At 63.2% G+C, this 25,950-nt stretch carries 24 protein-coding genes; 12 read left to right on the top strand and 12 right to left on the bottom strand.

The features are described from left to right. The first annotated feature begins 41 nt into the window (after window positions 1–41). The 10 genes from AB6809_RS09340 (at window position 42) to AB6809_RS09295 (ending at window position 7,807) form a co-directional block, all read left to right on the top strand. Complete coding sequence (locus AB6809_RS09340) at window positions 42–956, top strand: LysR family transcriptional regulator (protein ID WP_006048820.1); 915 nt, start codon at window positions 42–44, stop codon at window positions 954–956. Between the two features lie 137 nt (window positions 957–1,093). Next, window positions 1,094–1,795 carry an RNA polymerase sigma factor gene (locus tag AB6809_RS09335; RefSeq protein ID WP_371026423.1) on the top strand — a complete coding sequence of 234 codons (702 nt, stop codon included), beginning with the start codon at window positions 1,094–1,096 and terminating at the stop codon, window positions 1,793–1,795. After that, complete coding sequence (locus AB6809_RS09330; RefSeq protein WP_371026422.1) at window positions 1,785–2,765, top strand: anti-sigma factor; 981 nt, start codon at window positions 1,785–1,787, stop codon at window positions 2,763–2,765. Before AB6809_RS09335 ends, AB6809_RS09330 begins: the two co-directional genes overlap by 11 nt. A 193-nt stretch (window positions 2,766–2,958) precedes the next feature. Beyond that, window positions 2,959–3,333 (top strand): 30S ribosomal protein S6, encoded by a 375-nt coding sequence (rpsF, locus tag AB6809_RS09325; protein WP_006048823.1) that lies wholly within the window; start codon window positions 2,959–2,961, stop codon window positions 3,331–3,333. Between the two features lie 53 nt (window positions 3,334–3,386). Then, the gene (priB, locus tag AB6809_RS09320; RefSeq protein ID WP_006048824.1) at window positions 3,387–3,686 is read left to right on the top strand and encodes a primosomal replication protein N; all 300 of its coding nucleotides are present in this window, start codon (window positions 3,387–3,389) and stop codon (window positions 3,684–3,686) included. 2 nt (window positions 3,687–3,688) lie between these two features. Next, entirely contained in the window at window positions 3,689–3,964 is a 276-nt protein-coding gene (gene rpsR, locus AB6809_RS09315) for a 30S ribosomal protein S18 (RefSeq protein ID WP_006048825.1), read from the top strand. A gap of 27 nt (window positions 3,965–3,991) precedes the next feature. Next, the gene (gene rplI, locus AB6809_RS09310) at window positions 3,992–4,444 is read left to right on the top strand and encodes a 50S ribosomal protein L9 (RefSeq protein WP_006048826.1); all 453 of its coding nucleotides are present in this window, start codon (window positions 3,992–3,994) and stop codon (window positions 4,442–4,444) included. A gap of 146 nt (window positions 4,445–4,590) precedes the next feature. Then, the gene (locus AB6809_RS09305; protein ID WP_371026421.1) at window positions 4,591–5,976 is read left to right on the top strand and encodes a replicative DNA helicase; all 1,386 of its coding nucleotides are present in this window, start codon (window positions 4,591–4,593) and stop codon (window positions 5,974–5,976) included. Between the two features lie 194 nt (window positions 5,977–6,170). Next, the gene (locus AB6809_RS09300) at window positions 6,171–6,797 is read left to right on the top strand and encodes a DUF47 domain-containing protein (protein WP_006048828.1); all 627 of its coding nucleotides are present in this window, start codon (window positions 6,171–6,173) and stop codon (window positions 6,795–6,797) included. Next, window positions 6,797–7,807, top strand: coding sequence for an inorganic phosphate transporter (locus tag AB6809_RS09295; protein WP_006048829.1), 1,011 nt, complete (start codon window positions 6,797–6,799; stop codon window positions 7,805–7,807). The genes AB6809_RS09300 and AB6809_RS09295 overlap by 1 nt, the downstream gene beginning before the upstream one ends. A gap of 144 nt (window positions 7,808–7,951) precedes the next feature. On the opposite strand, the gene AB6809_RS09290 is transcribed toward AB6809_RS09295, so the two are convergent. The 12 genes from AB6809_RS09290 to AB6809_RS09235 form a co-directional block, all read right to left on the bottom strand. Further along, window positions 7,952–8,758 (bottom strand): SDR family oxidoreductase, encoded by an 807-nt coding sequence (locus tag AB6809_RS09290; protein ID WP_006048830.1) that lies wholly within the window; start codon window positions 8,756–8,758, stop codon window positions 7,952–7,954. Between the two features lie 273 nt (window positions 8,759–9,031). Then, a complete protein-coding gene (locus AB6809_RS09285) occupies window positions 9,032–10,327 on the bottom strand; it encodes an NlpC/P60 family protein (protein WP_371026420.1) in 1,296 nt (431 codons plus the stop codon). Between the two features lie 213 nt (window positions 10,328–10,540). After that, complete coding sequence (locus tag AB6809_RS09280; protein WP_371026418.1) at window positions 10,541–12,415, bottom strand: PhoH family protein; 1,875 nt, start codon at window positions 12,413–12,415, stop codon at window positions 10,541–10,543. Between the two features lie 361 nt (window positions 12,416–12,776). Further along, window positions 12,777–13,238, bottom strand: a complete 462-nt coding sequence (locus tag AB6809_RS09275) for a peroxiredoxin (RefSeq protein WP_371026417.1) — start codon at window positions 13,236–13,238, stop codon at window positions 12,777–12,779. A gap of 199 nt (window positions 13,239–13,437) precedes the next feature. Continuing rightward, entirely contained in the window at window positions 13,438–14,331 is an 894-nt protein-coding gene (locus AB6809_RS09270; protein WP_029971368.1) for a polysaccharide deacetylase family protein, read from the bottom strand. A gap of 10 nt (window positions 14,332–14,341) precedes the next feature. Further along, window positions 14,342–15,388, bottom strand: coding sequence for a bifunctional UDP-4-keto-pentose/UDP-xylose synthase (locus tag AB6809_RS09265; protein ID WP_006048835.1), 1,047 nt, complete (start codon window positions 15,386–15,388; stop codon window positions 14,342–14,344). After that, window positions 15,385–16,320: a formyltransferase gene (locus AB6809_RS09260; protein ID WP_006048836.1), complete on the bottom strand. Its 936-nt coding sequence runs from the start codon at window positions 16,318–16,320 to the stop codon at window positions 15,385–15,387. The genes AB6809_RS09265 and AB6809_RS09260 overlap by 4 nt, the downstream gene beginning before the upstream one ends. Further along, a complete protein-coding gene (locus AB6809_RS09255; protein WP_006048837.1) occupies window positions 16,317–17,378 on the bottom strand; it encodes a glycosyltransferase in 1,062 nt (353 codons plus the stop codon). The genes AB6809_RS09260 and AB6809_RS09255 overlap by 4 nt, the downstream gene beginning before the upstream one ends. 6 nt (window positions 17,379–17,384) lie before the next feature. Then, window positions 17,385–18,545 (bottom strand): DegT/DnrJ/EryC1/StrS family aminotransferase, encoded by a 1,161-nt coding sequence (locus tag AB6809_RS09250; RefSeq protein ID WP_371026416.1) that lies wholly within the window; start codon window positions 18,543–18,545, stop codon window positions 17,385–17,387. A gap of 210 nt (window positions 18,546–18,755) precedes the next feature. Beyond that, window positions 18,756–19,127: an SMR family transporter gene (locus tag AB6809_RS09245; RefSeq protein WP_006048839.1), complete on the bottom strand. Its 372-nt coding sequence runs from the start codon at window positions 19,125–19,127 to the stop codon at window positions 18,756–18,758. A 25-nt stretch (window positions 19,128–19,152) separates the two neighbouring features. Beyond that, on the bottom strand, window positions 19,153–20,883 hold the full coding sequence (locus AB6809_RS09240) for a glycosyltransferase family 39 protein (protein WP_371026415.1): 1,731 nt from the start codon (window positions 20,881–20,883) through the stop codon (window positions 19,153–19,155). A 163-nt stretch (window positions 20,884–21,046) separates the two neighbouring features. After that, a complete protein-coding gene (locus AB6809_RS09235; RefSeq protein ID WP_029971371.1) occupies window positions 21,047–21,421 on the bottom strand; it encodes an Mth938-like domain-containing protein in 375 nt (124 codons plus the stop codon). Window positions 21,422–22,606: 1,185 nt separating this feature from the next. Here AB6809_RS09235 and ltrA point away from each other — a divergent pair. Together ltrA and AB6809_RS09225 are read left to right on the top strand one after the other, a co-directional pair. Further along, the gene (ltrA, locus tag AB6809_RS09230; RefSeq protein WP_371026414.1) at window positions 22,607–24,307 is read left to right on the top strand and encodes a group II intron reverse transcriptase/maturase; all 1,701 of its coding nucleotides are present in this window, start codon (window positions 22,607–22,609) and stop codon (window positions 24,305–24,307) included. A 393-nt stretch (window positions 24,308–24,700) separates the two neighbouring features. Beyond that, a complete protein-coding gene (locus AB6809_RS09225; RefSeq protein WP_029971373.1) occupies window positions 24,701–25,948 on the top strand; it encodes a pyridoxal phosphate-dependent aminotransferase in 1,248 nt (415 codons plus the stop codon). The last annotated feature ends 2 nt before the right edge of the window (window positions 25,949–25,950 follow it).

Here is a 25,950-nt window from a genome sequence, read left to right as displayed (position 1 = left end):
GGGCGGGGCGACGCGGGCAAAAAAGGCGTGAGGAGACAGACATGGACCGCTTCAAGCAGATCGAAACGTTTGTGCGTGTCGCGGACGCAGGCAGCCTCGCGGCCGCCGCGCTGGAAGAGGGCGTGTCGCCGGTGATTCTCGGGCGGCGCATCGACGCGCTCGAAAAGCGCCTCGGCGTGAAGCTGATGTACCGCTCGACGCGGCGGCTCGTCGTCAGCGAAGACGGCGCCGCTTTTCTCGAGCGCTGCCGCGGTCTTCTGACCGAGTGGGATCAGGCGGAAAACGAACTTAGCGCGGGGCGGCGGGCGGTGAACGGCCACCTGATCGTGTCGGCGCCGGCCGCGTTCGGCCGCAAGCATGTCGCGCCGCTCGCGCCCGCGTTTGTCGCCGACAAGCCGGAATTGCAGGTGTCGTTCAACCTGACCGACCGTGTGGTGGACCTGGTGCGCGAGGGTTACGACCTGTCGATCCGCATCGGCGGCGCGGTCGACCCGAACTTCGTCGCGGTGAAACTGGCGTCGAACCGGCGCGTGGTCTGCGGCACGCCCGAGTATTTCCGCCAGCACGGCAAGCCGAAAACGCTCGAAGATCTGCCGCGCCACAACTGCCTCGCGTTCAATCTGCAAGGCGGGCAGAACCGCGGCTGGTATTTCCGCCGCAACGGCAAGCTCGTCACGGTGCGCGTGGGCGGCACGCTCGACTGCAACGACGGCGAACTGCTGCACCGCTGGGTGTCCGAAGGGCTCGGCCTCGGCTGGCGTTCCACGTGGGAAATCCAGCAGCAGCTCGCGCGCGGTGAACTCGAAACGGTGCTCGACGAATTCGCGCTGCCCGACTACGACATCCTCGCGGTCTACCCGCAACAGCGCTACGTGCCGGCCAAGGTGCGCTATTTCATCGATTATCTGAAGGAGATTTACGCGAGCGACGACTACTGGAACCGGCCCGCGTATTAGCGCTGTTTCAGGTTCTGCCGCGGTTTTTTGTCAGCGGCGCGCCGCGGCGGGAATAAACTCGGCGCATGGCCGGTTATGCGATGTGAAGCTTGACGACGAACCGCACCGCATAGCCGCACATGCCCTGGAGGGCCGAGGTGGTCCAGATCGATTCAGACGCCGATTCAGACGCTGCCCGCGCGAATGGCGGGACCGATGCCGCGCGCAGCCGCCGTTTCCAGCAGCTCGCGCTACCGCATCTCGACGCCGCGTACAACCTCGCGCGCTGGCTGTGCGGCAATTCGAACGATGCCGACGACGTCGTGCAGGAAGCCTTCATGCGCGCGTTCCGCTTTTTCGACACGTTCCGCGGCGATTCGGCGCGGCCGTGGCTGCTCGCGATCGTGCGCCGCACCTGGTACACGGAGTGGCGGCGGCGCGCGTCGTCGCATGAAACAGTGGAGTTCGACGACACGATGGACGACGCCACGTTCGAGGGGTGGAGCGCGGGCGGCGCCGATCCACAGGCGCTCCTGATCCGCGACGAGGACGCGAAGCGCGTGCACGAGGCGCTCGCGCTGCTGCCCGTCGAGTATCGCGAGGTGCTGATTTTGCGCGAACTGGAAGAGATGGGTTATCGCGAGATCGCTCAGGTCGCCGATGTGCCGATCGGCACGGTGATGTCGCGGCTCGCACGCGGGCGGCGCAAGCTCGCGGCGCTCCTCGGCGAACCGCGCGACGGGGCGGGCGCGCCGAGCGCGTCGGTGACGCCGCTTCGGGCCGTCGCCAACGGCAGATCGCTCAACAAACGCGGCGGCGCGTCCGCCGGCAACGCTCAGGAGACGCCAGATGGACTGTAACGAAGCGCGGCCGCTCCTCGATGCGAACGCCGATCGCGAATTGCCCGCGCCGGACGCACGGCGCGTCCAGCAGCATATCGAGAGCTGCGAGGCTTGCCGGCGCGAAAGCGAGAACCTCCGGACGATGAGCCACGCGCTGCGCACGGCGCCTTATCATCGCGCGCCGCAGTCGTTGCGCTCGCGCATTCTGGCGGGCTTGCCGGAGACGCAAAGCGGCGCGGAAGACGCTGGAGCGCGGGGTGCGGGCGCTGAGGCGGAGCAGGCGGGGCGCGCGCCGGCGCCGCAGCCGTTGGGCGGCGAGCGGCCGCGCAGGCTAGGCGGTGGTTTGCGCGATCGGATCGACAGATGGTTCGGCGGGCGTTCCGCCGAGGGTGGGCAGGGCGCATTGGGCGGGGGGAGCCGTCCGGCGGCGCCTCGTGGCGTGGCAGCGCCGCTCGCGTCCGGCTGGCTGGTGCCGCTCGTCGTCGCCTTCGGCGCGCTGGCCGTCACAGTGACGCTCAACCTGCGCCGTCCCGCCGACTTCGCGCCGTTCGCCGACGAACTCGTGGCGAGCCATGTGCGTGCGCAGGTGTCGGGCCGCGACATCGACGTGATTTCGACGGACCGGCATACCGTCAAGCCCTGGTTCAACGGCCGGCTGGATTATTCGCCGCCGGTCGAGGACCTCGCGGCGAGCGGCTTCGCGCTGGAAGGCGGGCGGCTCGATTACCTCGCGCATCGACGGGTCGCCGTGCTGGTCTACCGTTACCGCAAGCACGTGATCGACGTCTACGTGTTCCCGCAGACGGGCGGCACGGATGGCGGCGCGCCGGCGGCGCTTGCCCGCGAAGGCTATTCGCTCGCGCACTGGGACGCCGAGGGCATGACCTGGTGGGCGATCACGGACGCCGCGCCCGACGCGCTGAGCGGTCTCGAAACGGCGTTGAAGGCGCGCTTGGCGGCCGGCAGCGCGCGCACCGAGAGCGGTTGAGCCGGCGCGGCAAGCCGGCGCCCGCACCGGGGCGCGTTCGCTAAATGCCTGAAAACGCGCCCGAACCGCGTGCTGGCGCGGTTCGATGCCTTGCAACCCGGCCCCAATCGGGCTACAATCTTCGGCTTCTCACTTGCCACACCGGTTCGACGCCCGGGTGGCTTCTATCCATAAGTCAGCACAAGGAGTGTGTATGCGTCATTATGAAATCGTCTTTATCGTGCATCCCGATCAGAGCGAGCAGGTGCCCGCCATGATCGAGCGTTACAAGAGCACGATCACCTCGCACGGTGGCCAGATCCACCGTATCGAAGACTGGGGCCGTCGCCAACTGGCCTACATGATCGAGAAACTCGCGAAGGCTCACTACGTCTGCATGAACATTGAATGCGACCAGACCACGCTCGACGAGCTGGAACACGCGTTCAAGTTCAACGACGCAGTTCTGCGTCACCTCATCGTCAAGATGAAGAAGGCCGAAACCGGCCCGTCGCCGATGATGAAGGAAGTGCAGCGCGAAGAAGCCAAGAAGTCGGCTGCTACGCAACCGTCCGAAGCGCAGGCTTAAGACACCCAATTTAAGCTACCAGAGCACAGCGCGCCGCTCTTGCCAAAGGCTACATGAACCGGCTGCAACTTACGGCCAGCGTCGTCGAACGCGAACCGGTGCGGTACACACCCGCCGGCGTTCCGATTGCAGGCTGCACGTTGCAGCACCGCACGGAAGTCGTCGAAGCCGGGATTGCCCGGCAAGTCGAACTGACCATGCAGGCAGTAGCCGCAGGCGAGGCGAGCGGTAAGCTGGAAAGCTGTCCGATGGGCGTCGAAACGCTCTTCACAGGCTTCCTGGCTAAAAAGCACCGCAACGCGAGAACTCTGGTATTTCACATCACAGCATTGCAGGACATTGGAAAGGACTGAACATGCCCCGCCCGACTGGTAAGAAATTCGACAAGCGTCGTCAGCAACAAAATCCGCTCTTCAAGCGCAAGAAGTTCTGCCGTTTCACGGCCGCTGGCGTCGAGTACATCGACTACAAGGACATCGAAACGCTGAAGGACTTCATCGGCGAAAACGGCAAGATCACGCCGGCGCGTCTCACGGGTACGAAGTCGCACTATCAACGCCAGCTGGATACGGCAATCAAGCGCGCGCGTTTCCTCGCGCTCGTGCCGTACACCGACCAGCACAAGGCCTAACCCGACGACGCGATAAGGAGCATCCGAATGCAAATCATTCTTCTGGAAAAAGTCGTCAATCTGGGCAACCTGGGCGACATCGTGAAGGTCAAGGACGGTTACGCACGTAACTTCCTGATCCCGAACAAGCAGGCTCGCCGCGCAACGAAAGAAGCGCTGGCTGAATTCGAAGTTCGCCGCGCCGAACTCGAAAAGATCGCCGCTGAAAAGCTGGCTGCTGCTCAAGCTCAAGGCGAAAAGCTGGCTGGCTCGACGGTTCAGATCGGCCAGAAGGCCGGCGTCGACGGCCGTCTGTTCGGCTCGGTGACGAACGCTGACATCGCTGAAGCGCTGGGCAAGCAAGGCTTCGCAGTGGAAAAGGCGCAAGTGCGTCTGCCGGAAGGCCCGCTGAAGCTGGTGGGCGACCACCCGATCCAGGTTTCGCTGCACACCGACGTGGTTGTGGACGTGACGGTGTCGGTGCTCGGCGAGCACGTTTAAACCGGCTGCGTCGAGCATCCGATAGTATCGGCCAGGAAGTTGCTGGCTAAAGGCAGGGGCCGGGCAACCGGCCCCTGTTTTTTTGTGCGCGTCAAATTGATTTCCTGCTGGCCGCGGTCGCCTCATTTCCACGATAATCCCTCTCCATGAACGCACCGTCCAAAGATCCCCAACTCGAGTCGCTGAAAGTCCCGCCGCATTCGATCGAGGCCGAGCAATCGGTGCTGGGCGGCTTGCTGCTGGATAACGCCGCGTGGGACCGCATCGCCGACTTTCTGTCGCAAAGCGATTTCTACCGCTACGACCACCGCATCATCTTCGAGCACATCGGCAAGCTGATCGCGGCCACGCGTCCGGCCGACGTCATTACCGTGTACGAAGCGCTCGGCACCTCGGGCAAGGCGGAAGAGGTCGGCGGGCTTGCCTATCTGAATGCGCTTGCGCAAAACACGCCGAGCGCGGCGAATATCCGGCGCTACGCCGAGATCGTGCGCGATCGCGCGGTGCTGCGCCGGCTCGTTTCGGTTGCCGATGAAATCTCGGCAGACGCCTTCAACCCGCAAGGCAAGGAAGTCCGGCAACTGCTGGACGAAGCGGAGTCGAAGGTGTTTTCGATCGCCGAAGACGGCGCGCGCGGCACCCAGGGCTTTCTCGAAATCGGGCCGCTGCTCACCGAAGTCGTGGAACGCATCGATACGCTTTACCACACGGCCAATCCGAGCGATGTGACGGGCACGCCGACGGGCTTCGTCGACCTCGACCGCATGACTTCGGGCATGCACGGCGGCGAGCTGATCATCGTCGCAGGGCGTCCGTCGATGGGTAAGACGGCGTTTTCGATGAATATCGGCGAATACGTCGCGGTCGAATACGGCTTGCCGGTCGCCGTGTTTTCGATGGAAATGCCTGGCTCCCAACTCACCATGCGTATGCTCGGCTCGGTCGGCCGGCTCGACCAGCACCGCATGCGAACCGGCCGCCTGACCGACGAGGACTGGCCGAAGCTCACGCACGCCGTGCAGAAAATGAGCGAGGCACAGATTTTCATCGACGAAACCGGCGGTCTGAATCCGATGGAACTGCGCTCGCGCGCGCGGCGGCTTTCGCGCCAGTGCGGCAAGCTCGGGCTCATCATCATCGACTATTTGCAGCTGATGAGCGGGTCGTCGTCCGGCGAAAACCGCGCGACCGAAATCTCGGAGATTTCGCGTTCGCTCAAGAGTCTCGCGAAGGAACTGGACGTACCGGTAATTGCTTTGTCCCAGCTCAATCGCGGCCTCGAACAGCGTCCGAACAAGCGGCCGATCATGTCGGACTTGCGTGAATCGGGCGCTATCGAACAGGACGCCGACGTGATCCTCTTCATTTACCGCGACGAAGTGTATAACCCCGACAGCCCTGACAAAGGCACGGCGGAAATCATTATCGGCAAGCAGCGGAATGGTCCGATCGGGCCGGTTCGGCTCACGTTCCACGGTCAATTCACGAAGTTCGACAACTTTGCCGGCACGCAGAACTTCTACGGCGAGTAGCGTGGTGAGTAGCACGGCAAATAAAGCGGCGAGCAGCCGCGAATCGATGACGTAGCACGAAAGCGGCGACCAAAAGCAGCGCCGAAGCAATGGCGCTGTTGTAACCGCGCTTTGCAAAGTGCGACATCGATCCTGCAACGGTACAATATGGCGGTTTTATGTCAGCCATTATGTGACCAATTTTCGGGATCCCAATGTTCGGTCGATTCATGCCCACCGAGGGCAAGTTTTTTGATATTTTCAACGCGCATGCAGAGTGCATCGTCTCGGCGAGCCGCGAACTCGAACTGCTGATCGACAATCTGCAGGACGCGGAAACCCACAAGCAAAACGTGCAAAAGGCCGAAAAGGCTGCCGACAAGCTCACGCACGAAACCATCGACCTGCTGCACAAGACGTTCATCACGCCGCTCGACCGCGACGAAATCCACAAGCTCATCACCACGATGGACGACATCCTCGATCTGATGGAGGACGTCGCCACCGCCATTTCCCTTTACGACGTGCAGTCGGTCACGTCCGAGGCGAGCCAGCTCGCGCACATCTGCACGGCGACGTCCGAGCGCGTGCAGTTCGCGGTGAGACTGTTGTCGGACATGAAGCAGGCAAGCCAGATTCTGAAGGCGTGCGAGGAAATCGACCGGCTCGAATCCGAAGCGGACCGCGTGCTGCGCGCGGCCATGTCGAAACTCTTTCGCGAAGAGGACAACGTCAAGACGCTTATCAAGCTGAAGGCGATTTACGAATTGCTCGAAACGATCACCGACAAGTGTGAAGACGTAGCGAACATCATTGAAGGCATCGTGCTGGAAAACGCATAATGCAATCGATACAACTCGCTATCTGGGTGGTCGCCGCCCTGGTCGCCGTCGCGCTGATTTTCGACTTCATGAACGGCTTTCACGACGCGGCGAATTCGATCGCCACCGTCGTGTCGACCGGCGTGCTGAAGCCGCAGCAGGCGGTCGCGTTCGCCGCGGCGTTCAACGTCATCGCGTATTTCGTGTTCCATCTGAAAGTCGCCGCGACGGTCGGCAAGGGCACGATCGACCCGGCCATCGTCGATCACTACGTGATTTTCGGCGCGCTCGTCGGCGCGATCGGGTGGAACGTCATCACGTGGCACTACGGCATTCCGTCGAGTTCGTCGCACGCGCTGATCGGCGGGCTCGTGGGCTCGGCGCTCGCCAAGTCCGGCTGGGGCTCGCTGAATTTCGACGGGCTCATGAAGACCGTGACGTTTATTCTGGTCTCGCCGCTGCTCGGCTTCGTGCTCGGCTCGTTCTTCATGCTGGCCGTGTCGTGGATCTATTTCCGCACGCCGCCCAGCAAGGTCGACCGGCGCTTCCGCCGCCTGCAACTGGTGTCCGCCGGTTTGTACAGTCTTGGGCACGGCGGCAATGACGCGCAAAAAACCATCGGCATTATCTGGATGCTGCTGATCGCGACGGGCTATGCATCGTCGCTCGCCGATGCGCCGCCGTTGTGGGTGATCGGCGGCTGCTATCTGTCGATGGGCGTAGGAACGTTGTTCGGCGGCTGGCGAATCGTCCGCACCATGGGGCAGAAGATCACGAAGCTGAAGCCGGTTGGCGGTTTTTGCGCGGAATCGGGCGGGGCGATTACTCTGTTCACCGCCTCGTGGCTCGGTATTCCGGTGTCCACCACGCATACGATCACCGGCGCGATCGTCGGCGTCGGCGCGACGCAGAAGCTGAGCGCGGTGCGCTGGGGCGTGGCCGGCAACATCGTGTGGGCCTGGATTCTGACGATCCCGGCTTCGGCGGCGCTCGCCGCCGTCGCATGGTGGCTCGGCCACCATTTCCTGTAAGTTTCACGGCCTGCCGGCGGGGGACGCTGTTGTCGTCCGCCCGGTAGGCGTAACACAGCGTGGCAGCGGTGCAGGTCAACGGCTGTATCGCCAGCGGGCGGATGAACGGGCCAAGCCCAAAACGGCCAGGCTCAACGCCTCACCTCATATCAACGGCGCGCTCGCACCATCCATCGGCACGATCGCGCCCGTCACATAACTCGCGCGGCGGCTCGCCAGAAATAGCGCGACGTCCGCGATTTCCTCCGGTTTTGCATAGCGCCCGAGCGGCACCTTCGCCTGTCCGCGCGCCAGCGCTTCCGCGCTCCCGATGCCTTGCTGCGTCGCCTCGAGCTGGACCGCTTCCTCGACGCGCTCGGTCAGCGTCGCGCCCGGATTGATCGCGTTGATCCGGATGCCGTAACGCGCGTAGTAGTGGGCGAGGCCGACCGTGGCGAGCATCAGCGCGGCATTTGCGGCGCCGCCGGCAATATGGATGTCGCTCGCGATCTTGCCGCCCATGCCGATGATATTCACGATCGTCCCCGGGTCGCCGCCATCGCCTCTTTTCGCGCGCTCCGCCATCCGGCGCAGCACTTCCTGTTGCGGGTAGATGTACGGGAAATACTTGGCTTCCATCGTGGCGCGAAACGCGTCGGCATCGAGCGTTTCGGGGTCGTAGCGGCGCGCCGCGCCGGCGCTGTTGACCAGCACATCGATCGGGCCGACGGCGGTAGTCACTTCCTCGACGATGTCCGCGGCGCTGTGCGGTTCGTGCAGATCGGCGCGCGTGCGATGCACGTGCAAGCCTTCCTGTTTAAGCTGCTCGTAAGCGCGCGCCAGGTTGGCGGGATCGCGCGAAACGATCGCGACCTTCGCACCTTCGATCGCGAACGCGCGGGCACACGCAAAGCCAATGCCCTTGCTGCCACCCGTAATCAAGACCACTTTTTCTTTCAGCCCGAGATCCATTGTCGTCACCCGCTTCGGAAGAATACCGATGACGATAGCAGATCGGCGGCGTCCGCGTGCTGACCGAGCCAGGCTGCGCGCGGTGTTTCTGGACGTGCCGATCGGACGAATCCGATTCATCGCTGGGACATTGTGTGCGCGTTTAGTTCGCGTATTTATCAGCATTGCGAAGCAGATTGACCGCACTGCAGATGGCGGATGCTTTGTCTCCAGGCAACTAACCAGCATGTATAAGGGCGCGCGCGTTGGCGCGTGCTGGGGTCGCCGCTTTCGCTAGAACTTGCCGTTGGCGAAACGGGCGATCGGGTCGTCGTTGGTCTGCGAAGGAGCGGGTGTGGGTCGCGAGGCCGTCGAGGCGCGCATGATTTGCACGGCGCCGTCATCCGCCTGTGCTTCACCTGCGCGCTGGGCTTGCCCCGTTTGTTGAGTCTGCTGCGCAAGGCGCGCCTGGCGGGCGGCGATCGAAGCCGGTGGCGGCGGTTCGAAAGCGTCGGCGGCTGCATCGATGGCGTCCGGTGTAGCGGCGCTCGCCGTCTGCGGCATCGCGCGCGCTGTGGCTGTCGATTGCGCTTGAACGGGCGTTCCACTGCCGCCGCTGTCGTTGTTGCTGCCATAGGCGCTTGCCCGCGTCGACGCAACCGGCGTCGGCGAGACGGCGCCGGCCGCGCGGGCCTGCAATTGCGCTGCGGTCATCCCGGGCGGCGGCGGCTCGAACGGATCGGCTTGCGGCGCGCGGGTCGCTGCCGTTGAGACCGTCGAGAGCGCGGCCGAATCGCCAGTCGCGTTCGATGTCACTCGCGGTTGTCCGGTAACCCGAGCCGTGGTGGTTTGCGAAAGTCCAGCATCGGCGGCGTAGTCCGAACCCGTCTTCGCCGTCACAGACGGCGTATTCGCGGCGCTCGCGCGGGCACCGCCATAAGCGATCGCCGCCGCACCGCCTTGACCACCGCCATACCCACCCGCAGCCGCGGCCTCCGGCTGCGGCGCCGCAGCCTGATAGCTCGGCGCGTCGAACGGCGCCGGCTTGGCGGCCGGGCCGGCCATACGGCGGATGCCGTCGAAGCGCTTTGCCCAGTACGGATTGGTCAGGTAGTCGAGCCGCACGGTGCCGCCCGTCGACGGCGCATTCACGAAGCGCAGCTTGCCCACGTAGATGCCCACATGCGAGTGCGGGCGCCCAGTCGTGTTGAAGAAGATCAGATCGCCCGGCGCTATCTCGTCGGGTTCGACCGATTCGCCGCGTCCGCTCATATCCGCGGTCGTGCGCGGCAAATTTACCGAAGCCGCGCGCGCGACCACGTAGCGAACCAGGCCGCTGCAATCGAAGCCGCTATCGGGCGTGTTGCCGCCCCAGCGGTAGGGCACGCCGACGAGGCTCATCGCCTGAATGGAGATTTCCTCGCGGCCGATGCTGTGGTCCACGAAGTTCGGAAAGCCCGGCGGCGGCGGCCGATACGCCCCGTTTGCGACGACGACGGAGCTTCCCGCGCGCGACGACGTCTTCTGCGGCGCGCCGGCACACGCGGCGAGCAGCACGACGGTCAGTAGCGAGAGGGCGAGTCGGCGCATGAAAGGGAAGGCGGTAAACGCTCGTTTAAAGGCGGACGATGTCCGGATGGTAGCCGGTGAAACGCGCAACCGGCAAGAATTCTTGACAAATTACTTGAAGTTCACACGCTAAGTGTTGCCTGCCAAAGACGCCGCAGCCATAAAAAAACCGCGCCCCGGCAAAGCGGGGCGCGGCTTGAGCGGTAACCGGCCTGACGGCCAGCCGGTTGATCTTTAAAGGATTTCCGATGCGTAGTCGGCGAGGCGCGAACGCTCGCCGCGCGCCAGCGTCACGTGCCCGCTGTGCGCCCAACCCTTGAAACGGTCGACCACGTACGTCAGACCCGAACTGCCTTCCGTCAGATAAGGCGTGTCTATCTGCGCGATATTGCCGAGGCAAATGATCTTCGTGCCCGGCCCGGCGCGCGTGACCAGCGTCTTCATCTGCTTGGGTGTCAGGTTTTGCGCCTCGTCGATGATCAGATACTTGTCCACGAACGTCCGGCCACGCATGAAGTTCATGCTCTTGATCTTCAGGCGCGAACGGATCAGTTCCTGCGTCGCGGCGCGGCCCCATTCGCCCGCGGCGTCGTCGGTTTTCTGCAGCACTTCGAGGTTGTCGTCGAATGCACCCATCCACGGCTGCATCTTTTCCTCTTCAGTGCCGGGCAGGAAGCCGATGTCCTCGCCGACGGGCACGGTCGCGCGCGTCACGATGATCTCGTTGTAGCGCTTGTCGTCGAGCACCTGCGCGAGCCCCGCTGCGAGCGCCACCAGCGTCTTGCCGGTGCCGGCCTGGCCGAGCAGCGTGACGAAGTCGATCTCCGGATTCATCAACAGGTTCAGCGCGAAATTCTGCTCGCGGTTGCGCGCGGTGATGCCCCACACGTTGTTCTTGTGATGGCCGTAGTCGCGCAGCGTTTGCAGCAGCGCCGTCTTGCCGTTGAGCTCGCGAACGAGCGCATGGAACGCCGGCTCGCCGTTCTGCGGCTCGAGATACACGAACTCGTTGACGAGCATCGACGGACACAGCGGCCCGGTCACGCGGTAATACGTGGTGCCGGTCTTGGTGTCCTGCCAGCTCTCCATGCCCTTCGCGTGGCGGGTCCAGAAGTCCTGCGGCAGCGCGCGGATGCCCGAATACAGCAGATCGCTGTCCTCGAGCACCTGGTCGTTGAAGTAGTCTTCAGCGGGCAAGCCGAGCGCATGCGCCTTGATGCGCATGTTGATGTCTTTCGACACCAGCACGACCTGGCGATCCGACCGGTCGCGCTGCAACGCGCGCACCACGCCGAGAATCTGATTGTCGGCCTTGCCTTCCGGCAAGCCCTCGACCGGTTCGATCGCCGTCAGCTTCGTCTGGAAGTAGAGGCGCCCGGAAGCCTCGCGGCTGCCGAGCCGCGCGAGCGAAATGCCGTCGGACATGTTGCCCGCGTTCGCGACCAGCGCGTCGAGCGTGCGGCTCACCTGACGGGCGTTACGCGCGACTTCCGACATGCCTTTCTTGTGGTTGTCGAGTTCCTCCAACGTCATCATCGGCAGATAGACGTCGTGCTCCTCGAAACGGAACAGGCAGCTTGGATCGTGCATCAGCACGTTGGTGTCGAGCACGAAGAGCTTTTGCATCTCGACCAACTGGGCGTCCGTGCCGCGTTTTTTGCTCGTGCCGCGCGCGGTTGGCGCGACAGCGGGCGCGCTGGCGGCGGGTTGCTTCGCGCCTGGCTTGCGCGCGATGGCCGGCTGCGGTTCGGCGGACGGCTCGACAGCGGGCTCGGCCTGCGGACGCGCTGCGGGAACCGGCTGCAGCAGCGCGGCGGTTTGCCGGGTCTTGCGCCCGGAGCCCGACGCGCCGCGTGACTGCGCGGCCTCGCCTGCGGCGGACGCGGTGGCGGCAGCCGACGATGCCGGCACCGGCCGCAAGGTGGTCGCGGCATTGGCGGCGTGCGCCATGGGCGTGGCGACATTCGCGCGGCCGTAGTCGGCCGGCACCGCGGATTCTCCCTCAGCCTGTTTCTTCGCGGCCGAGCGCGCCGGCGCGGCGGGCTTGGCCTTGTATTCGTCAGGGGGCAGGAGATTGCCGAGCTTGCTCGGGGGGGTAGGCAAAGGCATGGTTTCCCTCGAAATTATCGGGTCGCATATCGTGCGCCGCCTGTCGCATTCTGCCGGTGCCGATGTTGCGCACGCAGTTTGCGCCCGGAGGCGCGCATTCGGTCTAGAGATGCCGGTTCGCCTGGTCTTCGATCGGCTCCTTAACGGAAACGCGTGGCCGAATGAACGAACGGCTGCGCGCAATTAAAAAAGCCGCCGCCCCGTCGTACGGGGCAAGCGGCTCGCCTACGGTGTTCGCGTTGCGCCTGACGACTCCGCCAGTCCCGATGAGGGCGACGACGGCGATATGACCGTCAAGTCTTGCGCAGCGACGAAAAATTTGGGGTGGACAGGCACTCATTGCAACCCAATATAACGCGCCTCAAAGCGCTTGTACAGCCTCCAGAATTTCGTCGACATGGCCCGGCACCTTCACGCCGCGCCACTCCTGCCGCAGCACGCCGTCACCGTCGATAAGGAACGTGGAGCGCTCGATTCCCCGCACTTCTTTGCCATACATTTTCTTCATTTTGATGACGCCGAAGAGCGCGCACAGTTTTTCTTCGGGGTCCGAGATCAAGGGGAAGGGCAATTCGAGCTTCGCCTTGAAATTGTCATGCGAGCGCAGGCTGTCGCGCGAGACGCCCAGAATTTCGGCGCCGGCTTTCTTGAACTTCGGATACAGATCGCGAAACTGCAGACCTTCGGTCGTGCAGCCCGGCGTGTTGTCCTTCGGATAAAAGTACAGCACCACCTTCTTACCCCGCAGGCCGGACAGCGTGATCTCGCCTCCGGTAGCGGCAGCGGTGAAGTCGGGGATGGGTTTATCGACTGCGATGGGCACGAGGTTCTCCGGTTGTTATGGTCGGCGTGCGCGTTATGGCGGCGCGGGCCTGGCATCGAAACTTTTTGGGGGAGGGGCTACCGGTGCGCGCATAGTCTCGCGTGGCGGCTGGGCATCAGGGCAGTCTGCCGGTCTGTAATCGAATACCAACCGGATGGCAACGAAGGCTGCGTCGACTGGAAGTGTGCCGACCGACCCGTCACGGCTGGACGATCAACTCGCCGGAGCGCCCTGGAATTTCGCCCCACGTAACAGGGTACGATGGCAGCGCGCCGCGGTCCAGCGCCGCGTAATAGTCGCCCATGGTCGCAAACGTATGGCCTTGCGCGCGCCAGCCGTTCAGCAACTGTTCGAAGATCGGCGCGAGCTTTTGCCCTTCGAGTTCCGCGTGCAGCGTGAAGACCTGATCGTGCGGATTGTTTTCCGTGTGCTTCAGCATGAACGCGGCCACGTTGTGTTCGTCCACGCCGTTCACGCCGAGCACTTCGTCGAGCGTGGGCAGCGTGGTCGGCATCTGCACATGCGCAAGCGTCTTGCCGTCGACGACCGGCAGATACGGCGAATGCCCGCGGCCGTCGGACGCGTAGTGCATGCCCCACGCGTCGATCTGCTCGAACGCGTGGCCGTTCATCTGCCAGCCGGCTGCGCCATGCGTGAGCGGCGGCGCGCCGAAAATATCGACGAAACGATCATGGCTTTGCTGCATTTGCGCCGCGGTCCACGCGCGATCTTTCGAGCGCACGTTGTCCTGCCAATAGACGTGGTCCCACGTGTGAATGCCGCATTCGAAACCGGCTTCGTGGATCGCGCGCATCTCCGCCGACGCCTTCACGCCGATATCCGGCCCCGGCAGCAGCACACCGTACATCAGTTGCCTGATGCCGTAGTGCTCGACCACCGACGTGCGCGACACCTTTTTCAGAAAGCCCGGCCGCAGCACGCGGCGCATCGCCCAACCGGTGTGGTCGGGCCCGAGGCTAAAGAGGAAGGTGGCGCGCGCCTTGAAGCGATCGAAAATACGCGCGAGATTCGGCACGCCTTCGCGTGTGCCGCGCAGCGTGTCGACGTCGATCTTCAGGACGATACGGGCCAAGGATCAGCCCTTATTGCTGTTCGACGAGCGCGCGTGCTTCGGCGACGTGGCCGCGATACGCTTCGAAAATCTTGCGCAGCGCTTCGTCGAAGGTCGACTTCGGCGCCCAACCGAGTTCCTGCATCGTGTTGTCGATCTTCGGCACGCGGTTTTGCACGTCCTGATAGCCCGCGCCGTAGTACGCGCCCGACGACGTCTCGACCAGTTGCACTTTTTTCGCGGTCTCGGCGTATTCCGGGAATTCCGCGGCCAACGTCAGCATCTTGTGCGCGAGTTCGCGCACCGAGAAGTTGTTGGTCGGATTGCCGATGTTGTAGATCTTGCCCGTCGCGACGCCGTTCTTGTTGTCGATGATCTTCATCAGCGCGCCGATGCCGTCGTCGATATCGGTGAACGCGCGCTTTTGCGCGCCGCCGTCGACGAGGCTGATGTTCTCGCCGCGCACGATGTGGCCGAGGAACTGCGTGACCACGCGCGAGCTGCCTTCCTTCGGCGTGTAGATCGAGTCGAGGCCCGGGCCGATCCAGTTGAACGGACGGAACAGCGTGAAGTTCAGGCCCTCCATGCCGTAGCCCCAGATCACGCGGTCCATCAACTGCTTCGAGCACGCGTAGATCCAGCGCGGCTTGTTGATCGGGCCGTACGACAACTGCGATTCTTCCGGATCGAACTGCTCGTCCGTGCACATGCCGTAGACCTCGGACGTCGACGGAAACACGAGGTGCTTGCCGTACTTCACCGCCGAACGCACGATGGGCAGGTTCGCCTCGAAGTCGAGTTCGAACACGCGCAGCGGCTGCTTCACGTAAGTGGCGGGCGTGGCGATCGCGACCAGCGGCAGAATCACATCGCACTTCTTGACGTGATATTCGACCCACTCCTTGTTGATCGTGATGTCGCCTTCGAAGAAGTGCATCCGCTCATGATTGATGAGATCGCCCAGACGTTCGGTCTGCATGTCCATCCCGAAGACTTCCCAATCGGTCGTTTCGAGAATGCGTTTGGACAGGTGATGGCCGATAAAGCCGTTCACACCCAGGATCAGGACTTTCTTCATAAAGGTCGGGGAGTTTGAATGAGCTGGGCGAATTCGGCCGGAGTGACGACAGTTTCGGTGCCGTCGTGCTGGTGCCGCAATTCGTGGATGGCGATCGCGCGACCGTCGCCGCATATCGCGAAAACGGCATTATCGCTTACGTGCAGGCCCGGCGGCAAATCCGGGCGAAGCGCGCCGGGTGTCGCGAGGCGTGCGCGCGCAACAACAAAACGCCGGCCGCCGACGTCGGTAAACGCGCCGGGATAGGGCGGCGCGACCGCGCGAATCAGGTTGTAGACCTGTTGCGCTGGCTGGCTCCAGTCGATGCGGCCGTCTTCCGGCTTGCGCCCGCCGTAGTAGCTGCCGTGCGACAGATCGTTCGGCAGATGCGGCGCCTCGCCCGCCAGCAGCGCGGGCAGCACGCGCCACAGCGTCTGCTCGGCGGCCACGGTGACTTTATCGAACACTTGCGCGGCGGTGTCGTCGGGCAGGATCGGCACCGGCGTTTGCGCGACGATCGCGCCCGCGTCCGGCTTGGCGGCCATTTCGTGCAGCGTCGCGCCGGTTTCGGTTTCGCCGTGCAGCACCGCCCAGTTGGTCGGCACGCGGCCGCGGTACTTCGGCAGCAGCGAGCCGTGCATGTTGTAGGCGCCGCGCGCGGCGAGCGCGAGCACGTCGACCGGCAACATATGGCGGTAGTAGAACGAGAAGATGAAGTCCGGCCGCGCCGCGCTCACCGCCGCGCGCAGTTCCGGGCTTTTCGGATCGGCGGGCGTCACGACGGGAATGCCGTGCTCGGCCGCCACGCTCGCGACGCTGCCAAACCAGATGTTCTCGGTCGGACTGTCTTCGTGAGTGACGACGAGCGCCACGTCCACGCCGCGCGCGAGCAGCACCTGCAGGCAGCGCACGCCGACGTTGTGATACGCGAATACGACGGCGCGCGGTTTCATCGGTTCGGGCCCTGGTCGCGGTGATCGCGCTGGTCGACAATCGGCGCCGGTTGAACAGCCTGCACGACGGTTTGACGCGGCATGTCGGCCACCGCCGTGCCGTTGCGCTCTTCGAGAATGGTCTGCACGAGATAACGCGGACGCGCGCGCACCTGCTGATAAATCCGCCCGATGTATTCGCCGAGCAGCCCGAGCGCGAAGATGATCACGCCGAGCAGGAAGAACGTAATGGCGAACAGCGTGAACACGCCCTGAACTTCCGCGCCGATGATGAAGCGGCGAATCAGCAGCAGCACGAACAGCGCCGCGGAGCCGAGCGACAGGATAACGCCGATGAACGACAGCCACTGCAGCGGCACGACCGAGAAGCCGGTCACGAGGTCGAAATTCAGGCGGATCAGCGAATACAGCGAGTACTTGGATTCGCCCGCGAAGCGCTCTTCGTGCGCCACTTCGATCTCGACCGGATTCTGCGCGAACGTGTACGCGAGCGCCGGAATGAACGTGTTGATTTCGCCGCAGCGATTGATCGTGTCGATGATGTGCCGGCTGTACGCGCGCAGCATGCAGCCCTGGTCGGTCATCTTGATGCGCGTGATGCGCTCGCGCAGACGGTTCATCGCGCGCGAAGCCTTGCGGCGCCACAAGCTGTCCTGGCGTTGCAGGCGAATCGTACCGACGTAGTCGAAGCCTTCGCGCATCTTCGAGACCAGCTTGCCGATTTCTTCCGGCGGATTTTGCAGATCGGCGTCGAGCGTGATGACGATCTCGCCGCGCGACTGCTCGAAGCCCGCGAGAATCGCCATGTGCTGCCCGTAGTTGCCGTTCAGCAGGATCACGCGGGTCGTGTCGGGGCGCGCGCGGAACTGCTCGGCGAGCAGCGCGGGGGATTTGTCGCGGCTGCCGTCGTTGATGAAGATCACTTCATACGACGTGCCGAGCGCGTCGAGCGCCGGATAGAGCCGCGCGAAGAGCGCGCCCAGCCCGGCTTCCTCGTTGTACACCGGAATGATGATCGACACTTCCGGTGTGACGGCGCGTTGTTCCGTATAAATCATTTCCGCTTATTTTCCGTATTGTTCGCAAATTTCATTGACTGCGCGGCAGACGCGCTCCACGTCGCCTTCGTTCATCAGCGTGAAGAGCGGCAGCGTGACATTCGTCGCGCCGAAACGCTCGGCGTGCGGGAACATGCCTTCCGTAAAGCCGCGCGCGCGATACAGCGTGAACAGGTGAATCGCAGGATAGTGCACGCCGGAGCCGATGCCGCGGTCTTTCAATTGACTCATGAAACCCGCACGGTCGATGGAAAGCTTTTCGAGCGGCAGCGTGATCTGGAACATGTGCCAGTTGCTGTTCTCGAAGTCGGCGAACGGCAGACCGACGCCGAGCTTCTGTGCCGCGCCGCCCTCGAAGCCGGCGAAGTACGCGTGCGCGAGTTTCCTGCGCTGCGCGAGAAAGCGTTCCAGATGCGGCAATTGACCGAGGCCGACGCGCGCGGCGACGTCCGTCAGGTTGTACTTGCCGCCGAGCACGTCGCAATCCATGCCGTCGAAACCCGTGCGCGTGATGCCTTGCAGCCGGTACTTTTGCGCGAGCACGGCTTCGTCCTCATTGTTCAGCACGAGCGCGCCGCCTTCGATCGACGTGAGGTTCTTGTTCGCGTGAAAGCTGAACGAGACCATGTCGCCGATCGCGCCGATGCGCTTGCCGTTCCATGTCGAGCCGAACGCCTGCGCGGCGTCTTCGACCACGCGCAGCTTGTGCGCGCGAGCGATCGCGTACAGGCGGTCCATGTCGACGGGCAGGCCGGACAGATAGACGGGGATCAGCGCCTTGGTGCGCGGCGTGATCGCCTGCTCGAGCTTGTCGAGGTCGATGTTGCGCGTGACCGGGTCGATGTCGGCGAACACCGGCGTCGCGCCGACCTCGTAGATCACGTTGCTCGTCGACACCCACGAGGCGGGCGTCGTGATCACTTCGTCGCCTTCGCCGACGCCTGCAATGCGCAGACCGATTTCGAGCGTCGCCGTGCCGGAATTGAACGTGCGCACCGGACGGCCGCCGCAGAATTCGGAGAGCGCCGCCTCGAATTTCTGGTTTTGCGGGCCCGTGGTGATCCAGCCGGAGCGCAGCACATCGGCTACGCCCTGAATCGTTTCTTCGTCGATTTCCGGTTTGACGAACGGCAGGAAGGGCAGAGACGCAACGGTTGACTGGGTCATGAATGCTTCGCTCGATCAATGAAGCCGGGGCCCGAACGGCGCTGTGGAAACACACTGGGCGCGATTCGAGGCCAAGGCCGAAAAAGGGTGCAACCGCGGAGCATACCGCGATGAACCTTACATTTTGCTTGGCCGGCATGGATGCCGGCTTACGCTGTCTTTACCCCGGCGTTTGCCGCGGCGCTTGCCACGGCGTTCCACGCAACGCGCCTAGCTGCGCGCAAGTATCACCACGCCGACCAGAATCACGCCGATGCCGACGAGCTTGTGCACCGACAGCACTTCGCCGAACAGATACCACGCGGCGAACGCATTGACGATGTAGCCGAGCGACAGCATCGGATACGCGATCGACACGTCCACGCGCGACAGCCCGACGATCCACACCACGACGCTGATCACATAGCACGCCAGACCGCCGATGATCGGTGGCTGCGTCGCAAGTCGAAAGGCGATCGGCAGGATGTTCGCACGGGTGAATTCGAAGTGTCCAACGGCATTCGTACCGGCTTTGAGCAACAACTGCGCACCGGCGTTCAACGTGACGCCGGCAAGAATGCAAAAGAGGGAAATCGGGTTCATCGAATGTTCAGGTCCTGATATAGGGTCACTGCTGCGGTTTTTCCAGCGCCGCGGCCGCCGCGCCCGCCGCGCCCGCCGCGAGCGGCTTCATCACGACGACGCGGCGCGAATCGCGCGCGATGACCTGCATCGGCAGGCCCTGCTTGAGAAGCGTGTCGTAGGTGGACGGCGGAATGAGCGCGAGCGCGTAGCGGTCGGCCTTCCAGCGCTCGACCCATGCTTGCACCGAAGGCAGCCATTTCTGCGGTTCCACCGAAACGCCGAACGCCAGTTCGTCGGGATGCTCGACCATCGTCATCGTATGGCCGATGTAGAACGGCAGCGTGTGATCCAGCACGCCGACCGAGTAGAACGGCGTGTCGGCGGGCAGTTTCGCCATCTGCGCCTTGATCGCGGGCGCGAGCGGCGCGCCGGAACTGAGGCGGCCGAACACGTCGTGGCCCGTCCCGGCGATCGTGCCGAGCAGCAGCCATGCCGCGCCGAAACTGGCGATGGCGCCGAGACTGCTCGCGCGGCCACGGCGATTCAGCCACAGCGCGGCGAGCGTCAGCACGAAGGCAACGGCGAGCGCCGCGAGCACCCACGTGCGGTACTCGGCATACAGCTCGGCCGGATTGCGCGCGCTGCCGAAGCGCGGCAGGAACAGCGAGGCAAACGCGGCGACTACGAGAAACAGCACATAGCCGGTCAGATGGCGGCGCAACTGCTCGCGCGTGACGAGCGGCAGATACATGCCGATCAGCAGCGCGATGGCCGGCGCGATCGGCAGCGTGTACGACAGCAGCTTGGAGTGCGACGCGCTGAAGAACAGGAAGATGAAGCCGATCCAGACGAGCATCATCGTGACGGGCGCGAAGCCGTTCGGCTGACGCGGCAGACGCCACGCGTGACGCACGCTTTGCACGGTCACCGAAAGCCACGGCAGGAAACCGATAATCAGCACCGGCACAAAGTAATAGAACGCTCCGGGGCGGTTCTGCTCAGGCGTCAGATAGCGCTTGAACTGCTGGACGATGAAAAAGAAATTGAGGAATTCCGGATTGCGCTGCTGCACCAGCACGAACCACGGCGTGACGATCGCGAAGAACACGATCAGGCCGCCGATCAGATGCAGACGCTTCCACACCGCCCAGTCGCGCGCGATCAGCGTGTAAAGCACCAGCACCGCGCCCGGCAGAATCACGCCGACGAGACCCTTGGACAGGACCGCGAGCGCCATCGAGCCCCAGCACAGCCACATCCAGCCGCGCTCGCACGAAGTCTTGAGGTTGGGGCGCTGCGCGAGCAGCAACGCGCAGAGCGTGAGCTCCATCCAGAACGACAGGCCCATGTCGAGCGTGTTGAAGTGGCCCATCAGGTTCCAGTACGGCGAGGTCGCCAGCACGAGCGCGGCGAACACGCCGGTCGCCGCATTGAACACGCGCGCGCCGGTGTAGCCGATCAGCAGCACGCCGGCAAAGCCGGTCAGCGCCGTATAGAGCCGCGCCTGCCATTCGCCGATGCCGAACCACGCGAACGTCAGCGCGTTCGCCCAGGTTTGCAGCGGCGGTTTCTCGAAGTACTTGTAGCCGTTGTAGCGCGGCGTGATCCAGTCGCCGGTGACGAACATCTCGCGGGCCATTTCGGCGTAGCGGCCTTCGTCGCTCGGCAGCAGATGGCGCCAGCCGAGCGGCACGAACCAGATGACGGCAAGGGCGAGCACCAGCAGCAGGATGGCGGTGCGGTTGAGCGGTAGCCTCGACGGCGTATCGTTCATGGATTCAAACCTTTCTGGCGACGCCGCTCGCGCGGCGCCGCGTTGTTATTCGGAGATGGCGGCACGCAGCCGGCCTCGCGCGGATGGCGCGCAGTGTACGTGATCGGGCGTGACGCGGCGAGAGCGGGCGCGGGCGCGCGCGGGCGGCGCGTCGGCTGCCGCGCTAGCCTTCGATCAGCAGCGCAGCCGCAACCTTGCGGCCCTCGGCCATCAGAATGTTGTACGTGCGGCAGGCGGCCTTGAAGTCCATGGTTTCGACGCCGATGCGCTTCGCGGTGAGCGCCGCCGTCAGGCGCGGATGCGGAAAGCGCAGCCGCTCGCCGCTGCCGAATATCACGACCTCGGGCGCGGGCTCGACCAGCATCGCGAAAAGCTCGGCGCTCAGCTGCTCGAAAGACGTAACCGGCCAGGGGATGACAGGCGCGTCCGGCAGCACGAGAAGGCTGCCCACGTGACGCACGAGATTGATTTCGACATAGCCGGCGCCGTAACCGGTGACGGTATTGAGGGCGCCGCTGGAATCCTGATGTAATTTCAAATTCGTTTTCCGAAGTCGTCGCGAGACATCATGCGTGTTGAAGGGCTGATCGCACGAGGGGCGAGCAGGGCGGTTCTACACGAGTGGGACAGGAAAGGGCCCAAAAGGCTCCCGTTACGCCTGGTGCATTGCGGAAGTCGGCCAAAATCCGCTAAATTATAACTTTTTGTGCGACGCGAGTCGCATCGACTGGACGGCGAAAGCCGTCCCATTGGTGGCACCTTGTGGCCACCCCTTGTGTAGCAAGCGAAACCGGGTGCTTGTCTGGCTTGGAATCGTAGCCTTAGACGCGTTGGAGTCTTCGGACTCTTGTGCGCAATTGCATTGACCTGATTACCGTCAGGTTCCGCCCAGTTAGCGGCTTCAACTCCGCTAACAAAGCGGATTGGAGTATGTGATTTCAGGGTAGGTCGAGCGCAAGCTCGGTTTGTCATTGTTCAACCGCACAGGGTAACCCCTGTGCGGTAGGGAACCTGCTGTGCGACCAGCAGTAGCCTAGGAGGACATGCGTCACTGGTAACGGTGGGGTGTGAAGCTTCTCTGACAATGTAGCCCCCGGCGATTTCGGGCGGATGAATGCCGTGAGGTGGTCATCCGGAGACTCCTAGCAGCAATGGGGTCGAGGAGCTAGGCTGGCTGATAAGGTTAATGTAAGTGAACTGCTGATAAACCTCGTTAATAATGCAGTGCCAAAGCTGCTGGTAGGCACTAACCAAAAGGTGCGCGGTCGGTCAATCCGCTAGAAGGTCGGATTGCGTCGTCGTTGGACCGTCGGGGAATAGGCAGAACCTACGTCAGTCGTGTGACATACCGGGAACGCGGTAAGCCCGTATCGTTGCCAGCGCGGTTTGGCTGGCAGGTGGACCGCAAGGAACGCTGTTGACGGTGCGGGTATGGGAGGACGGAAAAAGCGAATGCCGGGCTGTAATGGCCCGGATAGGGGTTGAGACATCATCCCACGCGAAAGCGGGCAGACTTCCGTCTGGTCTACCGTCGCAAGATGGCTGACAGACCTTGGTACTTTGGTAGACACGGACGCTCGCGTCCGTGCGTAGTACATGGATGACGTATGGGCGCATGCGCCCATGCTTGTTCAACTGTTGTTCCCTAGCGGGGTGTATCTACCCCGCTGGGGAAGATGCGCCTTCTGCTGTGGGAATGATCAACCCAAGGTAGGAGAGCAGCATGAAAGTATCCGTCCGGAAGGATGGATCTGCGCTTTCCCACGTGCCTGACAACTGGTACGCCGTAGATTGGCGTCGGGTCGAACGGAACGTGAGAGGGATGCAGATGCGAATTGCGAAGGCGACGCGGGAAAGTGACTGGCGCAGGGTGAAGGCCCTGCAACGGATGCTGACCCGCACGTTGTCCGCAAAGCTGTACGCGGTACGACGTGTTACGCAGAACCAGGGTGCGCGAACGGCCGGAGTCGATCGCGAGCTATGGGACTCGCCTGAGAGCCGATGGGCAGCTGTCGGCAGGTTGAAGCGGCGTGGGTACAAGCCTCTGCCATTACGGAGGGTCTTTATCCCCAAGGCCAATGGAAAGGAGCGCCCTCTGGGCATTCCGACCATGCGGGACAGGGCGATGCAGGCCCTGTATCTGCTGGCACTGGAGCCGGTGTCGGAATCGACGAGCGATCCGAACTCATATGGGTTCAGACTCAATCGTTCGACGGCCGATGCCATGTCGCAGATCTTCGTCGCCACGTCCCAGAAGGGCTCTGCCCGATGGGTGCTGGAAGCCGATATCAAAGGCTGCTTCGACTGGATCAATCACGACTGGCTGGCTGCCAATGTCCCAATGGACAGAGGCATTCTGCTGAAGTGGTTGAAGGCTGGCCTGATTTATAAAGGTCAGTTGCAGGCGACAGAGGCCGGTACGCCGCAGGGGGGCATCATTTCCCCGACGCTGGCCAATGTGACGCTGAATGGGTTGGAACGTGAACTGGTTGCGCATCTCGGTGCGAAATTCGGGATCGCGAAGGCCAAGAAGCTGAAAGTGAATGTGGTGCGGTACGCGGATGATTTTGTGATCACCGGCGACTCGAAAGAGATGCTGGAGAGCGAGGTCAAGCCTTGGGTGGAAGCATTCCTTGCTGTTCGGGGGCTGCGACTGTCGGAGGAAAAAACGCGGATCACCCACATTGATGACGGCTTCGATTTCCTTGGGTGGAATTTCCGGAAGTACTCGGGAAAACTGCTCATCAAGCCGAGCAAGAAAAACGCGCAAGCGTTCTATCGCAAGGTGTCGGAAACGATCAGCGGCAACAAGACGGTGAGGCAGGAGGATTTGATCCGGCTGCTGAACCCGATGCTACGGGGCTGGGCGCAGTATCACAGTCCCGTCGTGGCCAAGCAGGCGTACAACCGCATGGAGTATCTGGTTTTCCGGAGACTCTGGTGGTGGTCGAAGAGGCGACACCCGCAGAAGAACGCCAGATGGGTGGGACAGAAGTACTTCCACTCCGTTGGTGAACGACAATGGGTCTTTGCCGCTCCCGTGGTTTGGAAAGACGGCAGCAAGGGACTGTTTGAGCTGTACCAGATCAACGGTACGGTTATCAAACGGCACAAGAAGGTGAAAGGGGACTACCATCCCTTTGATCCGACGTGGGAGCAGTATGGCGAGCAGTTGCGTCAGGAACGCATGTGGGAATCGGTGCGTTACCGGAAGCAATGGGCGACGCTATATATGTCGCAGAGCGGGTTGTGTGCGCACTGTGGCTGTGCCCTGACGGAGGACACCGGCTGGCATGACCATCATCTTGAATATCGGATGCATGGCGGGTCGGACTCGCTGTCTAACCGGGTATTGCTTCACCCGCACTGCCACCAGCAAGTGCACGCTGGTAAACTTGTAGTAACGAAGCCGGTCCCGTCGTAGACGGAGCATTGTTTGTAGGCTCGAGCTGTATGCGGTGAAAGCCGCACGTACAGTTCCAAGGGGGCCCCTTTTCCGAAAGGAAAGGGGGCTACCCTACAGCCGCCTCGCGGCGCCCCTGCTCATGCGCCGTCACAAGTGGCGCTAAGGTTCGGGGTGCGACCCACCGGCTACCTACCTGGTTCCGCCCGCTTTCGTCCACCATGGGCGGCCCGACCCCGGGCGGCCCCGCGGCGTTGCCGCACCCGAATTCCGCAATCGGCGAGCCTGCACGGTCCGTCGATTTGTTCGCCAGAGCCGGTTGGCCGAGCCGTTCGCCGCCAGCCCCGAGCTCAAGCCTTGAAGCCCTCAATGCCCTTTAACCGGGACATTAACCAGGACATTAACCAGGATGAAGTGCCCGCCGTGAAACCGATTCTCAAATCCAACAAGTTGTTGAATGTCTGCTACGACATTCGCGGGCCCGTCCTCGAACATGCGAAGCGGCTCGAAGAAGAAGGCCATCGCATCATCAAGCTGAACATCGGCAACCTGGCGCCGTTCGGCTTCGAAGCGCCGGACGAAATCATTCAGGACATGATCCTGAATCTGCCTGGTTCGTCCGGTTACTCGGACTCCAAGGGCGTGTTCGCCGCGCGCAAGGCGATCATGCATTACACGCAGCAAAAAGGCGTGCACGGCGTCGAGCTGGACGACATCTACATCGGCAATGGCGCGTCCGAGCTGATCGTGATGGCGCTTCAGGGGCTGCTGAACGACGGCGACGAAGTGCTGCTGCCCGCGCCCGACTATCCGCTGTGGACCGCCGGCGTGAGCCTCGCGGGCGGCACGCCCGTGCATTACATCTGCGACGAATCGAACCGCTGGATGCCGGACCTCGACGACATCCGCGCGAAAATCACGCCGAATACGCGCGCGCTCGTCGTCATCAATCCGAATAACCCGACCGGCGCGCTGTATTCCGACGAACTGCTGCTCGGCCTCATCGAAATCGCGCGCCAGCACGGCCTCGTGATTTTCGCCGACGAGGTCTACGACAAGATCGTCTACGACGGCAAGACGCACACGTCGATGGCCGCGCTGTCCGAAGACGTGCTGACCGTCACGTTCAACAGCCTGTCCAAGAGCTACCGCTCGTGCGGCTACCGCGCCGGCTGGATGTTCATTTCGGGCCTCACGGGCGAAAACCGCCGCAACGCGAAAGACTACTTCGAAGGGCTCGGCATTCTCGCTTCCATGCGCCTGTGCCCGAACGTGCCCGGCCAGTATGCGATCCAGACCGCGCTCGGCGGCTATCAGAGCATCAACGACCTGATTGTGCCGAGCGGGCGCCTCTACAAGCAGCGCGAGCTCGCGTACGACATGCTGACGGCGATTCCGGGCGTGAGCTGCGTGAAGCCGGAAGCGGCGCTCTACATGTTCCCGCGCCTCGATCCGAAGATTTATCCGATCGAGAACGACCAGCAGTTCATCCTCGACCTGCTGCTGGAGGAGCGCGTGCTGCTCGTGCAGGGCACCGGCTTTAACTGGAAGACGCCGGATCATTTCCGCGTCGTGTTCCTGCCGAACGTCGACGATCTGGCCGATTCCATCAACCGGATCGCGCGCTTCCTCGACGGTTATCGCAAACGTCACACGGCGTAGCG

Source organism: Paraburkholderia sp. RCC_158 (genome assembly GCF_041355255.1).
Classification (GTDB): Bacteria; Pseudomonadota; Gammaproteobacteria; order Burkholderiales; family Burkholderiaceae; genus Paraburkholderia; species Paraburkholderia graminis.
This window is presented reverse-complemented; position numbering and strand designations above follow the sequence as displayed.

Bases quoted from the DNA above. Each gene is read 5' to 3' on its own strand.
- rpsR (WP_006048825.1), top strand. From the start codon at position 3,689: ATGCCCCGCCCGACTGGTAAGAAATTCGACAAGCGTCGTCAGCAACAA.
- ltrA (WP_371026414.1), top strand. From the start codon at position 22,607: ATGAAAGTATCCGTCCGGAAGGATGGATCTGCGCTTTCCCACGTGCCT.
- AB6809_RS09250 (WP_371026416.1), bottom strand. From the start codon at position 18,545: ATGACCCAGTCAACCGTTGCGTCTCTGCCCTTCCTGCCGTTCGTCAAA.
- AB6809_RS09285 (WP_371026420.1), bottom strand. From the start codon at position 10,327: ATGCGCCGACTCGCCCTCTCGCTACTGACCGTCGTGCTGCTCGCCGCG.
- AB6809_RS09340 (WP_006048820.1), top strand. From the start codon at position 42: ATGGACCGCTTCAAGCAGATCGAAACGTTTGTGCGTGTCGCGGACGCA.
- AB6809_RS09240 (WP_371026415.1), bottom strand. From the start codon at position 20,883: ATGAACGATACGCCGTCGAGGCTACCGCTCAACCGCACCGCCATCCTG.
- AB6809_RS09260 (WP_006048836.1), bottom strand. From the start codon at position 16,320: ATGAAACCGCGCGCCGTCGTATTCGCGTATCACAACGTCGGCGTGCGC.
- AB6809_RS09255 (WP_006048837.1), bottom strand. From the start codon at position 17,378: ATGATTTATACGGAACAACGCGCCGTCACACCGGAAGTGTCGATCATC.
- rpsF (WP_006048823.1), top strand. From the start codon at position 2,959: ATGCGTCATTATGAAATCGTCTTTATCGTGCATCCCGATCAGAGCGAG.
- AB6809_RS09305 (WP_371026421.1), top strand. From the start codon at position 4,591: ATGAACGCACCGTCCAAAGATCCCCAACTCGAGTCGCTGAAAGTCCCG.
- rplI (WP_006048826.1), top strand. From the start codon at position 3,992: ATGCAAATCATTCTTCTGGAAAAAGTCGTCAATCTGGGCAACCTGGGC.
- AB6809_RS09300 (WP_006048828.1), top strand. From the start codon at position 6,171: ATGTTCGGTCGATTCATGCCCACCGAGGGCAAGTTTTTTGATATTTTC.
- AB6809_RS09290 (WP_006048830.1), bottom strand. From the start codon at position 8,758: ATGGATCTCGGGCTGAAAGAAAAAGTGGTCTTGATTACGGGTGGCAGC.
- AB6809_RS09295 (WP_006048829.1), top strand. From the start codon at position 6,797: ATGCAATCGATACAACTCGCTATCTGGGTGGTCGCCGCCCTGGTCGCC.
- priB (WP_006048824.1), top strand. From the start codon at position 3,387: ATGAACCGGCTGCAACTTACGGCCAGCGTCGTCGAACGCGAACCGGTG.
- AB6809_RS09245 (WP_006048839.1), bottom strand. From the start codon at position 19,127: ATGAACCCGATTTCCCTCTTTTGCATTCTTGCCGGCGTCACGTTGAAC.
- AB6809_RS09265 (WP_006048835.1), bottom strand. From the start codon at position 15,388: ATGAAGAAAGTCCTGATCCTGGGTGTGAACGGCTTTATCGGCCATCAC.
- AB6809_RS09280 (WP_371026418.1), bottom strand. From the start codon at position 12,415: ATGCCTTTGCCTACCCCCCCGAGCAAGCTCGGCAATCTCCTGCCCCCT.
- AB6809_RS09330 (WP_371026422.1), top strand. From the start codon at position 1,785: ATGGACTGTAACGAAGCGCGGCCGCTCCTCGATGCGAACGCCGATCGC.